This is a genomic window from Clostridium sp. Cult3 (assembly GCF_021655115.1).
GTDB lineage: Bacteria > Bacillota > Clostridia > Tissierellales > Tepidimicrobiaceae > PPXY01.
Genome location: NZ_PPXY01000009.1, coordinates 1 through 12,638 on the forward strand (window position 1 = coordinate 1; position 12,638 = coordinate 12,638).

Here is a 12,638-nt window from a genome sequence, read left to right on the forward strand (position 1 = left end):
TAAATAAGCAAGACCATAGGCAACAGGTACACGGATGACAACTGTGGTAATCAGTGAAATCCACATAGGAGTAATAGTATCACCTGCACCACGCATAACTCCAGACAAACATTGGGTTATAGCCATTGCAATATAGCCCAAGGCAAGAATTCTCATCATATGCATACTTAGGTCAACCAATTCTTTTGTATTGGTAAAAACACCCATAAGATGTTTGCCAAAGATTAAGATCAATATCGTTATAGTAGTAGAAACTCCAACAGCAATTTTAATGCCATCTTTAGTTCCCTTTTCTACTCTATCAAATTTTTTAGCTCCTACATTTTGTCCAGTATAGGTGGTCATTGCACTTCCAAAAGAAAAGTTTGGCATCATAGCAAATCCATCTACCCGCATGATAATTACATTTGCAGCGATAACCATTTCTCCAAAACTATTAGTTAGAGATTGTACAACGATCATTGCAAGGGAAAATATAGCTTGAGTTAAGCCTGAAGGCAGTCCTAGCTTTATAAGTTTATAAGAATATTCTTTTTTTAATTTTAGCATTTCCCAGTTTAAAGTAAAGTTACTTTTCATATTGAGCAATTTCATAATACAAAGTATTGCTGATATTGATTGTGCTATAACAGTTGCTAAGGCAACGCCTGGAACTCCCATATTAAATCTTGCAACAAACAAAATATCAAGTCCTACATTTAAAGCTGTAGAAATTAGTAGAAAAATAAGCGCTGATAAAGAATCTCCAAGGCCTCTCAAAACACCAGCTAAAATATTATAATAAGCAAGACCAGCAATCCCAACAAAATATATAATAAGGTAATCTGTACACCAGTCTATAATAGAGCTCGGTGTGTTAAGAAAAGAGAGTAATGGGCGAGTGACAGTAGGCCCGATAATCATTATAATTGCTGATGAAATAGCAGTAAGTGTAATACATGTACCGATGGTACGGGAAAGTTTTTCCTTATCTTTAGCTCCAAAGTATTGGGATACCATTATACCAGCACCTACAGAAATTCCTACAAATAATACGAGTAATAGATTTAATATAGGACCTGCACTGCCAACTGCAGCAAGAGCATTATCTCCTATATACTTCCCAACAATAATTGAATCTGCAGTATTATAGAGTTGTTGAGCAATATTACCAATCAACATAGGTATTGCAAATTCAACAATACGTTTCCAAGGTGGCCCCTCAGTTAAATCCTTGGGAGCAAATAGTTCTTTAAATTTTGCCATAAACATTCCCCCTAAATAATTTAATATTTTGTATAATTTAAATATGCTCATACCTATATATTGTACTCTTTAAGAAGAAACTAATCAAGATTAAAAGATATATAGTAAGAATAGGTAATAGTTTACATATGGGACAAAAGACCTATGTGTGATATAATATTAGGTACATAGATGCTATAAGGAAGGTGCAAATATGCCTTTATCAAAAGTAGGTTATTCTGAAAACAATAAAACAGATAGGCTGTCTAATGCTAATGATCATCCCGTAGAAATATTAACAGATGAACAATTGAAATCATTTGAAAAGTTTATTGACATCCCAATGATTCTTTTCAATGAAAAAGAGATACTATATTTGAATGATTTTTGCAAGAGGATGTTGGGTTATGAAGAACTATTAAAAGGTAAAACCTTAGATATATTCGACAGTTTTGAGAAAGAATTTATCGAGAATACACATCATATTTTAGAGGATGGTACGTATCGTATAAGGGATGAAATTTCTATACTTAATAAAGATAATGAAAAGTTGTGGGTTGAACTTATAGGAAGGACTGTTATATATAATTGCCAAAAATGTATTTTTGCAAGTCTAAAGGATATTTCTGATGTAAAACAACTTAAATCAAATCTATCCAGAATTACTAAAGTTAGGGCTTTGATGTTAGAAACTACTAGGTTTGCATTGAAGATAGAAGATATAAGTGAATTATTTCAACTTATTTTAAGAAATGCATTATATTCCATTGAAAATGGGACAATAGGAACAATATTAATAAAAAAGGGCGACTATTTTACTGTGGCTTCCCAAATAGGATTTTCTAGGGATATTAAAGATTTTCAATTGCCAATTGAAGAGGCATTTCTATATAGAGCAACTAATGGCAGAATGGATGAAATTGCAAATATTCCAGATTTGGTGCCCTATAGAAGATATTATCCCATTGAAACAAAGCATGGAGAAAAAAAGTATATTAAATCAACCCTTACAGCTCCAATCTATATAAATGGCAGTTTGTTCGGCATGATTAATATAGATTCCATTGAAACTAACGCTTTTGATGGAGAAGATGTTAAATCTATGGAATTTATACGAAATTATATTGAAATAATAATAACTAATTATCTACTATATGAAGAGAAATCTCACCTAGCAAGGTATGATCAATTAACTAATGTTTGCAATCGATCTTATTTTGAAGATCAAGTCAAAAATATAATAGATAAAGCTTTATGCTATAAAGAAACCTTTAATTTAGTTATTTGGGATATAAATAATTTAAAGACTATTAACGATTCTTTTGGACATTTAACGGGAGATGAGGTTATTAAAAAATTTATTTATGAACTTAAAAACAATATTAGAAAGACCGATATTATTGGAAGATATGGTGGGGATGAATTTGTAGGTGTTTTTTTTGAAAGTGATATGAAGAGTCTTGATAAAAGATTTCAGAATCTCCTTCTACATATGGAAAACAATCCACTACGTATCAATGGGAAAGAAATAATATGTGGGTTTAGCTATGGTATAGCAAGTTTTCCTAAAGAGGGAATTTGTCTTAAAGATTTGGTTAGAGTTGCAGATGAAAGAATGTATATTTTCAAGAAAAATTATAAAAAACGAATAGGTAAATAATGAAAAAGGATGACTAGTCTAGGCCAATCATCCTTTTTCATTATTATTTAAAGTAAGATGAAATTTTGTATATCATGAATATATCGCTGATGCCGCTTAAAATCATCCCTAAACCAATAACTATGGAAAAGGCTGGAGATATGGCAGAAGGATTCATTACTCCATAAAACCCAAATCCAATGGCTATAATTCCAAATATAGCAGATACCCACCATTTTTTGTAGTCCATACCCTTTAAGTTAAATGCGTGTTGGAAATTAATTGCTCCATGGAAGAATAGGAAGAATCCTAATATAGCACCGAGTATAGATACTATGGTTTCTGGTTTTATTAAAAAGAACAATCCAATTAATAAAGTGATGATACCCGTTCCAAGATCGAATCTCTCAATTCGTTGAGAGGTTTCGGATTTTATATGAGCGAGTATTTTAGAAATGCCAAATAGAGCTATAATTATACCCAAGATAATAACTATTAGTCTATTGGTGGTATCAGGGCGAATCATAAACATAAGGCCAAATACAATGTATATTATCGCCATGATGATAAAATTTAATTTAGCTTGTTTTAGTATACTATTCATAGCATGACCCCCTACTTATATTATCTTATACTTATATATTATAAATACCCATTTATCTATCATAAATCTACAAATAATAAATAAGTATTTATCGAATAAAATAATAAATCACTTAAATTGTTTTTTGAATAAATATATTTGTGCTATACTAAGCTAGTAGAACAAAAAATTTGGAGGATATGTATAATGAATAATAAAAAAGATGACAGTTTATCCATAGGAATAGGGGTGGGATTGGCTTTAGGTACAGTATTTGGTATTTTAACGAATAATATTGGTACAGGGGTAGGTATTGGATTAGCTATTGTATAGCTATGGGAAGTAGTTCAGGCAACAATAATTAGAGAGAAAGATAGTAGCATGAAATTAAATAATATTAGGAGGCGAAGTTTGTATGAAAGAAGAAGAAAAGAAAGTAAACTTTTCTAAAGTTGTGAGAGTACTATCAATACCTTTATTAGCTTTTATTTTGTGGTATATATTTTTACCAGCGATCAACTTACATTCTTTTGAATTTTGGATTTATTTGATAATTAATCTATTATTTACAGTAGTTATACTAATTACCTTTGATAAGAAGTATTATAAATTATTTATAGTACCGGGGATTTTATTGGCATTACTAATTGTGTTAAAATTGTCATCAACAGTGATATTTCATTCAACAAAGTATGCAAATTTAATAAATAGGGAAAATAGTTCTTTTGAAGAAGATATAAAGGAAGCCTCCTTTGAGCAAGTCCCTACAGTTGATAGGGATACAGCCCAAAGATTAGGTAGTAGAAAGATGGGAGAAATGTTGGATTTAGTCTCTCAATACAATGTATCTGATGCTTATACTCAAATTAACTACAATGATAAGCCGGTAAGAGTTACACCTCTTGAATACAATGGATTTTTAAAGTGGATAGGCAACAAAAATGAAGGTATACCTAATTATATTATAGTGGATATGATAGATGGAAAAGTAGAGCTAACCAAACTTGAAAACAATATTAAGTATTCTAAGTCAGATAAATTTTCAAGGGATATCTATAGACATTTAAGGCTAAAATATCCTAGGGATATGTTTTTTGAAGTTAACTTTGAAATTGATGAGGAGGGAGTTCCTTATTGGGTGGCACCAGTATATCACAATACCATTGGCTGGTTTGGTGGATTTGATGTAAAGGAAGTAATACTAACCAATGCAACAAATGGTGAAACGAAAAAATACGGTATAGAAGATGTGCCAAAATGGGTTGACAGGATCTATGATGCAGAGGAAATAATCAGGCAGCTTAATTGGAATGGTGGACTTCAATCGGGATTTTTCAACTCTTTATTTGCTCAAAAAGGTGTGTTGCAAACAACAGAAGGGTACAATTATTTAGCTATAGATGATGATGTTTATCTGTATACAGGTATGACCTCTGTAGGTGCTGATGAATCTAATGTTGGATTTGTACTCGTAAACATGAGAACAAAGGGTACTAAATTTTACAAGATGTCATCGGCGGAAGAATTTTCAGCTATGGAAAGTGCTGAGGGAGCGGTGCAAGAAAAAGGATATATATCAACTTTCCCAATTCTATTAAATATAGGTAATAAACCAACTTATTTTATGTCCTTAAAAGATGAGGCAGGGCTAGTTAAAATGTATGCATTAGTTGATGCTGGGAATTATCAGCAGGTGTCAATTGGTACAACGGTAAACAATGTGGTTAGTACTCATTTAGGCAAGGATGTAAGCAATCTTCCAGCTGAAGAAGAGGAAGAACCAACGGAGTTATTAAATATAGAGGGAAAAATCATGGGTATTGAATCCGTGGTTATAGATGGAGATACTCATTACTACTTCCTATTAGATAATAGGGATAAAATATTTATAGCTAATATTGGAGTATCGGAAAAGTTGCCATTTATAAAGATTGATGATGAAGTTAGTATTGAATACTATGAGAAAAACAATTTAAATCAAGTAACGAAAATAGAATTAAGATAAATAGGTTTGCCTCAAAGTGATTATCAATAATCATTTTGAGGCAAACCTTAATAAGGATAATTTAGTTTAATTTTAATATAGATCTTACTGCGTCGTGAATTTCCTGATAGCTGGTGCATCTACATAGATTAGACTGTAGCCATTCTTCAATAGTATACTCATCTGCATCGGGATGATGTATGGAAAGACTGTGGCATACCATGATAAATCCTGATGTACAATACCCACATTGAAAACCCCAGTTTTCTACAAAAGCCTTTTGAATGGGGGTATTATTTAGTCCTTCTATGGTGGTGATTTTTTTACCTATGGTTTCTACTGTAAGCATAAGACAGGATTTAACAGGCCAATCATCTATTAAGACAGTACAGGCACCACAGTCTCCATTTTCACAGCCAGGTTTTGCACCAGTTAATCCTAAGCCATTTCTAAGGGTATATAATAATGTGTCTGAAGGCTTGACAACAACCTCTCTATCTTCTCCATTGATATTTAAAACTAAAGTAGTATTGCCTGAAATATTGAGCATTTATATGACCTCCTGAAAATTTTCTAAGGTTTCATTTAGCATAGTGTGGAGCAGAAATTTTCTATATTCAGACGAACCTCCCAGGTCATCTAATATTTCATAGGGAATATTTTTAATAAGCTTTTTAATCCTTTCGTCCTTGGGAAGGGATTTATCATTTAGGATATCTTCTAGTATATTAGATCTAAAGGGAAATTCACATAGACCACTAAAGGCTATATTAATTTTACCTTGATCTACCAGTGCTACTAAGGTAATTAGTGGATAATCTATTTTTTCGTTTTTAGTCCTTTTCACATGTATCGATGGAAGATTTAAGTATTTTTCATCAATAATGGCTTGAACTATCAATTCCTCCTTGGAAATTTTCAATTCCTTAAAAAACACATCCATTATGGGAATTGTTCTACTGCCCTTTATTCCTTCTAGAACTATATTCGCATTGGCCACCATAAGGGGGAGCATTGCCTCCTTGTATATGATGGTTCCTGCTAAATTTCCTCCTAGGGTGATTTTGTCCTGTATAGTATGGTCAGAAATTCTATTAACTGCTAGGCTAAGTAGGGGAAATTGGTTTTGGGTAGCAATATGGGTAAGGGTTAGGGCAGAGCCAATGGTCAGTTTATTGTTTTCCAATACATGGATATTACATTCTGGAATAGCCTTTATGTCTATCACAGCTTCAGCGTGGACATTGTGAACTCTTGCCATACTGATAAATTCAGTACCACCACCATAGTAGATAGGGGATTTTCCTAAGGAATCCAATTGGGCATATAAACTAACTGCTTCAGCTAAAGTATTTGGTTTATAATAATCAAAATCAAAGGGAATCATACTTACCTCCAGTTTTAGTTTTCCATATGGTTTCAGGGGATATGGGTAGTATATCAAGATCAGCCTGGGAAGCAATAGATATTGCATTGGCAAAGGCTGCTGGTATTCCAATAATCCCATGTTCTGCTAAACCTCGAGCTCCAAAGGGGGCATCTATTTGTTCTGTTTCTAGAAATTCTACTAGATATTCTGGTTGTTCTCCAAAATGGATTAGTTTATAAGTTCTAAGGGAGGAGTTTTCCAATTTACCTTGGGAATTGTAAAGGAATTCTTCTCTAGTGGCTAAACCTAATCCCATGCTCATGCCACCCATCAGTAATCCCCTTGCTGCACAAGGATTGATTAATTTCCCTACATCTACAACAGTAGCTGCTTTCAATAATCTATAATCGTATTTTACTGGATCATATTCTATTTCTACAGCTTGAGCCCCTACGGTTATGGATGGTCCTGTTCTCCCTTGACCAGTTTCTGGGTTTAAGGGGATTAAATGTTTCATTATGTAATTGCCATGGCCTATAATCTCCCCGCCAATGGAAGGGCCATCGGGGTATTTATATCCATGAGCTATATCCTTAAAATGGATAAATATACTAGGATCATCCCTAAAAAATACTTTTTGATTTGCCACTTCTAAATCATCAGGAGCACATCTAAGCACTATAGAACCTATGGATTTAATCTGTTTTATAATGGAATTACAAGCTCTTATGGCAGCAGTTCCTGCCATAAAGGTTGTCATACTGGCCACGGTTTTCCAATGTTTTGGACTAACTTGAGTATTCACCTCCATTAAGGGGTGCACCTTGTTTATATCCATCTTCATCTTCTCTGCTACTATTTGACATATGGTGGTTTTCATTCCAGGACCAATTTCTACTGCACCAAAGTTTACATCTACACCACCATCGGAGTTTAATTTTAATATTACTCCAGACATAGCATCTGGTGCAGAATTAGAGGTTTTCCAAAAACAAGCCATACCTTTAGCTTTTATGGTGCCATCGATATTTTGTATTATTTGACCTTCTTCCCAATTGATGAGGGTTTTTAGCTTATTTATACAGTTTGATATATTCCCAGTATTGCTGAAAGTCACTTTAGTTTGTGTAGGCGTTGTATTTCCTTCTTTTATGGCATTTTTTAGCCTAAGCTCTAAGGGATCCATATCTAATGCTATTGCTAGCTTATCTATGGATCTTTCTACAGGAAAGGCAGCAGATACATGGCCAAATCCTCTATAGGAGGTTACATATATATGATTTGTGTATACAGCTAAGGCATCGCAGTAAACATTTTCTATATTGTAGGGACCAGTACAGGAACTGGCAATGGCCTTAGCCATACGAGGCCCTGTGTCGGAATAGGCGCCACAATCTACCAAGTAAGTGGCTTCTAATGCTTTTATTATTCCATCCTTAGTAGCTCCTATCTTAATCTTTGCGTCTACACCTATTTTAGATGGAGAACTAAATATATCCTGTTCTCTGGTATTGGCAATTCTAACCTTGCGACCACCTACAGCTAAAGAGGCAATATAGGCTATAAATTCTAGTTGAACTGTAGCTTTACCACCAAAGGCGCCACCTACCAAGGGAGTTCGTACTATTATTTTACTTTTAGAAATCCCAAATACTTTACTTAACTCTTCTTTTACTGCAAAGGGGGCTTGGGATGAAGTATTTATTATAACTTCTCCGCTAGGTAGTATTTCTGCTGTGGCATTTCTAGTTTCCATAGCTATATGGTCCGATTGGGGTAGGGAATAACTATGTTCTAAAACTATATAGGATCCACTAAAGGCTTTATCAACATCTCCTTTTCTGATTTTAGTGGAACCTGCAATATTAGTGTTCAGTTGTGGATTAGCTTCTACACTGGGATGATGATATTGGCTTAATTTTTCGTGTACCAATATTGAATCTTCTCTTAAAGCATCTTGAACAGAATTAACAACTGGTAATGGATCATATATTACATCAATTAGTTTTGTAGCATAGGCTGCTTCCTGCTCTGTATTTGCAATAACTACAGCCACAGGTTCACCGAAATACCTTACCTTATCTTTTGCAATAGGAGGTCTATCTTCTATAATAGAACCAGTTAATATGGGGAGAAATTCTCCAGTAATTATTGCCTGGACTCCACTATACCTTTCTGCTTTTCTTGTATCAATGGATTTTATGATTGCATGGGCATGGGTACTAGTTAATATCTTTGCATGTAAAGTATCTACTGTAATATGATCTCCATTATATTTTGCACGTCCAGTAACCTTATTCCAGGATTCTTTTTTAGGTATGCTTACTCCAATTTGTGGTACATAGTCCATAAAAATTCCTCCAATACATTTGATTAAAGATAGTTTGCCCAAAGGAAATTTGATTAATCAAATAAATTCTTCATAAAAATAACCATAGCTTATTCTATTAATAAACTATGGTCGAAAGGTTTTAGTAATTCTTTTAGTATTATTGGATTTTTAATGTTTTTATCCAGCCACAATTCTTCCTTATCCCTAGGTAATATTACAGGCATCCTATGATGGATGGATTTCATCTCTATATTGGCTTCTGTTGTAAGTATGGTAAAAGCATGGTATCTAACTCCATTATCATCAGTAAATATATCATATAGTCCAGCTATTGAAAAGATATCCTCCCCTTTGAGGGAGATTTTTCTCTTTATCTTATCTTCTCCTACCTTTTCCCATTCGAAAAAACTTGTTGCTGGTATTAGACATCTCCTATTATAGAATGGGTATTGAAAGGTAGGCTTTATATCTACCGTTTCGCTTCTTGCGTTTATTATAGGCTTTTTTGTAAAGCTCGGCATAAATCCCCATTTTACCATTCTGAGTTCTTTATTTTTCCTATTTATGATTATTGGAGATAGATCTGTTGGGAAGATTTCATCTTTGGGATTGAATGTATCTATTCCTTTTATTGCCTTATATCTATCTAGTAAACTATCTATATCCATATCCAATGAAAATCTACCGCACATAGTTTTCATCCTTTCATCATTTAGTTATACATCTTGTATAAATATATTATATAATGATGATAGATTGTTTGCTAGTACAATATGGTAGTATATGTGAAGATGGAGGATATAATTAATGGTATAGGTTCCCAGATGGGAAAGGTAAAGGAGACAATTGGAAGGTGATAAAATGAATATGAAGAAAATTTTAGCTTTGATGGGTAGTTCGAGGATCAACAAAAACACCGATAGATTATTAGATCTAACGCTTAAAGGTGCTGAGGATAAGGGACATAAAATAAATAAGGTGTATATTTCTAGAGAAAATATTTCTCCCTGTACTGGATGTAACTACTGTGGCAGCAAAGGTAAATGTGTCATAAAAGATGATATGGTAGAAATATATGATTATATCGATAATAGCGATATTTTTATATTGGCATCGCCTTTATACTTTAATACCGTAAATGGGATTACCAAAAATCTAATTGATAGATGCCAGAGATACTGGTCTATTAAGTATCAATTGGGAAAGGACTATAAAAGGCAATCTAAAAGGGTGGGTATATTTCTAGCTGTTGGAGGGGCTAGCTATTCCCAGGAGCATTTTCAGGCTACTGTCCCCACTATTGATCTATTTTTTAAGGCTATAAATGCAGAATACAAGGGTAATTATTTTATTTCGGGAACGGATGATACTCCTATATGGGAGAGGGAAGATATAAGAGAAGAATTATATGAAATAGGTTTCAATATAGATAATCTTAAGAATTTTTATATCCATAGATAGAATTTCTTTTCCTACATAGGAAGGAAAAACATAATATTTGTAGAATATTTTATATATAGTAATAAATTTATAAGGGGGAATTTTATGCAATATAGGAATTTTACCAAAGATAATATTAAAGTATCAGCTCTTGGTTTTGGGTGTATGCGCTTTCCCATACTAGATAATGATTCTAGCAAGATAGATGAATACAAAGCCATAGAAATGCTTAGATATGCCATAGATAATGGTGTGAACTATATTGACACAGCTTACCCTTACCATCAAGGAAATAGTGAATACTTAGTAGGTAAAGCTTTAAAGGATGGATATAGGGAGAAAGTACATCTTGCTACAAAGCTACCGGTTTGGTTGACTGATAGCTATGAGGATTTCAATAAATATTTAGATGAGCAATTAGAAAAACTTGATACCGACCATATCGATTTCTATTTACTACACGGATTAAATAAGGAACGTTGGGACAAGATTAAAGGTCTAGAGATTTTGAAATTTGCTGATGAAGCTAAAAAAAGTGGCAGGATTAAATACATTGGGTTCTCCTTTCATGATGAGCTAGAAGTGTTTAAGGGGATTATCGATTCCTATGATTGGGATTTTTGTCAGATACAATTAAACTATATAGATAGGGATTATCAAGCTGGAGAAAAAGGTTTGAGATATGCTTATGAAAAGGGTATATCTGTAGTCATAATGGAGCCAATAAAAGGTGGAAAGTTATCAAACCCATCTGATGAAATTCAATCCATATGGGATTTAAGTGATGTGAAGAGAACTCCTTCTGAATGGGCTCTTAGATGGGTGTTAAATCACGAGGAAGTGTCAGTTTTACTAAGCGGTATGACTACCCTTGATCAAGTTAAGGAAAATATAAAAACTGTTTCTGATGCTAGGGCTAATTCTTTAAGCAAAGAAGAGATGCAACTAATAGATAGGGTTACAGATATTTATAATGAAAAGATAAAAGTTGGATGTACTGGCTGTGAATATTGTCTTCCTTGTGAACAAGATGTTAGGATTCCAGATATCTTTCAAATATACAATGATCTACACGTATTTGGAACAGAAGAGAATTCCAAAAGGATATATAGATCTTTTATAGAAAAGGAAGTAGATGCTTCTAGATGTATAGAATGTGGGAAATGTGAATCCGCCTGTCCACAAAACATTGAAATAAGAGAATACCTAAAGGAAGCTCATAAAGCTTTAACTAAGTGAGATTAGGAATAGTATTTAGGGATTCAAGTAAAGGAATATACGGTGTAGAAGAGATAGTTAAACCCCTTTGGAAGTGTTTTTCACCCTATTATGTTCAAATTAATATAATATATTGAACAATATAATAATGGTGGTGAAAAGCATGAATGAAAATAGATGTTTGACTTTAGGGATGAGAGCGCCAGATTTTCAAGCCCAGTCTACCTTTGGTCCTTTGAGATTATCTGATTATATGGGAAAGTGGGTGGTGCTTTTTTCTCATCCAGGAGATTTTACTCCTGTGTGAACTACTGAGTTTATTGCTTTTGCAGAGCAATATAATTCTTTCGTTGAAAGAAACACTCAACTGATAGGTATAAGTTTAGATAGCAATTCCTCACATCTAGCTTGGGTTTACAATATATATCAAAACACTGGGATTCATATTCCTTTTCCAATTGTAGCAGATAAGGATATGAGTATAGCCAATATGTATGGTATGATTGCCCCAGATATTAGTACCAATACTACGGTGAGAAATGTATTTATCCTAGATGAGAGGCAGATCATAAGGGCTATTCTTGTATATCCATTGTCTACTGGAAGATACATTCCAGAGATAATTAGACTGCTTACTGCATTGCAGACTGTAGATAGGGAAAGAGTGGCTACACCAGCAGATTGGTTCCCAGGAGATCCAGTAGTAGTACCAGCACCACAAACCTACGAAGAACTTTTACGAAGAGTAAGTGGTGAAGAAGGTTATTGTTGTATAGATTGGTATTTATGTTATAAAAACATATAGTCTTTATATTTTCTAAACACCTTTAAAAGGTGTTTTTTCTTTGT

At 33.5% G+C, this 12,638-nt stretch carries 12 protein-coding genes; 6 read left to right on the plus strand and 6 right to left on the minus strand.

Annotated elements, in window-relative coordinates; all coding sequences use genetic code 11:
* Positions 1 to 1,245: MATE family efflux transporter (locus tag C3E88_RS02035; protein WP_236908380.1), on the minus strand; the 1,245-nt coding region annotated here is incomplete at its 3' end.
* A gap of 193 nt (positions 1,246 to 1,438) precedes the next feature.
* Between C3E88_RS02035 and C3E88_RS02040 the strand changes: the two genes are divergently transcribed.
* The gene (locus C3E88_RS02040) at positions 1,439 to 2,884 is read left to right on the plus strand and encodes a bifunctional diguanylate cyclase/phosphodiesterase (RefSeq protein WP_236908381.1); all 1,446 of its coding nucleotides are present in this window, start codon (positions 1,439 to 1,441) and stop codon (positions 2,882 to 2,884) included.
* 43 nt (positions 2,885 to 2,927) lie between these two features.
* Here C3E88_RS02040 and C3E88_RS02045 read toward each other — a convergent pair whose 3' ends face one another.
* A complete protein-coding gene (locus C3E88_RS02045) occupies positions 2,928 to 3,467 on the minus strand; it encodes an HdeD family acid-resistance protein (protein ID WP_236908382.1) in 540 nt (179 codons plus the stop codon).
* Between the two features lie 186 nt (positions 3,468 to 3,653).
* On the opposite strand from C3E88_RS02045, the gene C3E88_RS12255 reads away from it, so the two are divergent.
* Together C3E88_RS12255 and C3E88_RS02050 are read left to right on the plus strand one after the other, a co-directional pair.
* On the plus strand, positions 3,654 to 3,779 hold the full coding sequence (locus tag C3E88_RS12255; protein ID WP_272878366.1) for a septum formation initiator: 126 nt from the start codon (positions 3,654 to 3,656) through the stop codon (positions 3,777 to 3,779).
* Between the two features lie 82 nt (positions 3,780 to 3,861).
* Entirely contained in the window at positions 3,862 to 5,451 is a 1,590-nt protein-coding gene (locus tag C3E88_RS02050) for a hypothetical protein (protein ID WP_236908383.1), read from the plus strand.
* A 61-nt stretch (positions 5,452 to 5,512) separates the two neighbouring features.
* On the opposite strand, the gene C3E88_RS02055 is transcribed toward C3E88_RS02050, so the two are convergent.
* The 4 genes from C3E88_RS02055 to C3E88_RS02070 all read right to left on the minus strand — a co-directional run bounded on the left by C3E88_RS02055 (position 5,513) and on the right by C3E88_RS02070 (position 9,823).
* Entirely contained in the window at positions 5,513 to 5,980 is a 468-nt protein-coding gene (locus C3E88_RS02055) for a (2Fe-2S)-binding protein (protein WP_236908384.1), read from the minus strand.
* Positions 5,981 to 6,817 (minus strand): FAD binding domain-containing protein, encoded by an 837-nt coding sequence (locus C3E88_RS02060; RefSeq protein WP_236908385.1) that lies wholly within the window; start codon positions 6,815 to 6,817, stop codon positions 5,981 to 5,983. It abuts the gene before it with no gap.
* Positions 6,804 to 9,149: a xanthine dehydrogenase family protein molybdopterin-binding subunit gene (locus C3E88_RS02065; RefSeq protein ID WP_236908386.1), complete on the minus strand. Its 2,346-nt coding sequence runs from the start codon at positions 9,147 to 9,149 to the stop codon at positions 6,804 to 6,806. The genes C3E88_RS02060 and C3E88_RS02065 overlap by 14 nt, the downstream gene beginning before the upstream one ends.
* An 89-nt stretch (positions 9,150 to 9,238) precedes the next feature.
* Positions 9,239 to 9,823, minus strand: a complete 585-nt coding sequence (locus C3E88_RS02070) for an SOS response-associated peptidase (RefSeq protein WP_236908387.1) — start codon at positions 9,821 to 9,823, stop codon at positions 9,239 to 9,241.
* A 169-nt stretch (positions 9,824 to 9,992) separates the two neighbouring features.
* Between C3E88_RS02070 and C3E88_RS02075 the strand changes: the two genes are divergently transcribed.
* From C3E88_RS02075 to C3E88_RS02085, 3 genes are all read left to right on the plus strand, one after another.
* Positions 9,993 to 10,592 (plus strand): flavodoxin family protein, encoded by a 600-nt coding sequence (locus C3E88_RS02075; RefSeq protein WP_236908388.1) that lies wholly within the window; start codon positions 9,993 to 9,995, stop codon positions 10,590 to 10,592.
* Positions 10,593 to 10,676: 84 nt separating this feature from the next.
* Entirely contained in the window at positions 10,677 to 11,810 is a 1,134-nt protein-coding gene (locus C3E88_RS02080) for an aldo/keto reductase (RefSeq protein ID WP_236908389.1), read from the plus strand.
* 127 nt (positions 11,811 to 11,937) lie between these two features.
* The gene (locus C3E88_RS02085) at positions 11,938 to 12,594 is read left to right on the plus strand and encodes a peroxiredoxin (RefSeq protein ID WP_442870628.1); all 657 of its coding nucleotides are present in this window, start codon (positions 11,938 to 11,940) and stop codon (positions 12,592 to 12,594) included.
* Positions 12,595 to 12,638: the final 44 nt, after the last annotated feature.

What these genes read in the sequence shown, in the direction of transcription:
- C3E88_RS02040 (WP_236908381.1), top strand. Translation starts at nt 1,439, where the DNA reads ATGCCTTTATCAAAAGTAGGTTATTCTGAAAACAATAAAACAGATAGG.
- C3E88_RS02045 (WP_236908382.1), bottom strand. Translation starts at nt 3,467, where the DNA reads ATGAATAGTATACTAAAACAAGCTAAATTAAATTTTATCATCATGGCG.
- C3E88_RS12255 (WP_272878366.1), top strand. Translation starts at nt 3,654, where the DNA reads ATGAATAATAAAAAAGATGACAGTTTATCCATAGGAATAGGGGTGGGA.
- C3E88_RS02050 (WP_236908383.1), top strand. Translation starts at nt 3,862, where the DNA reads ATGAAAGAAGAAGAAAAGAAAGTAAACTTTTCTAAAGTTGTGAGAGTA.
- C3E88_RS02055 (WP_236908384.1), bottom strand. Translation starts at nt 5,980, where the DNA reads ATGCTCAATATTTCAGGCAATACTACTTTAGTTTTAAATATCAATGGA.
- C3E88_RS02060 (WP_236908385.1), bottom strand. Translation starts at nt 6,817, where the DNA reads ATGATTCCCTTTGATTTTGATTATTATAAACCAAATACTTTAGCTGAA.
- C3E88_RS02065 (WP_236908386.1), bottom strand. Translation starts at nt 9,149, where the DNA reads ATGGACTATGTACCACAAATTGGAGTAAGCATACCTAAAAAAGAATCC.
- C3E88_RS02070 (WP_236908387.1), bottom strand. Translation starts at nt 9,823, where the DNA reads ATGTGCGGTAGATTTTCATTGGATATGGATATAGATAGTTTACTAGAT.
- C3E88_RS02075 (WP_236908388.1), top strand. Translation starts at nt 9,993, where the DNA reads ATGAATATGAAGAAAATTTTAGCTTTGATGGGTAGTTCGAGGATCAAC.
- C3E88_RS02080 (WP_236908389.1), top strand. Translation starts at nt 10,677, where the DNA reads ATGCAATATAGGAATTTTACCAAAGATAATATTAAAGTATCAGCTCTT.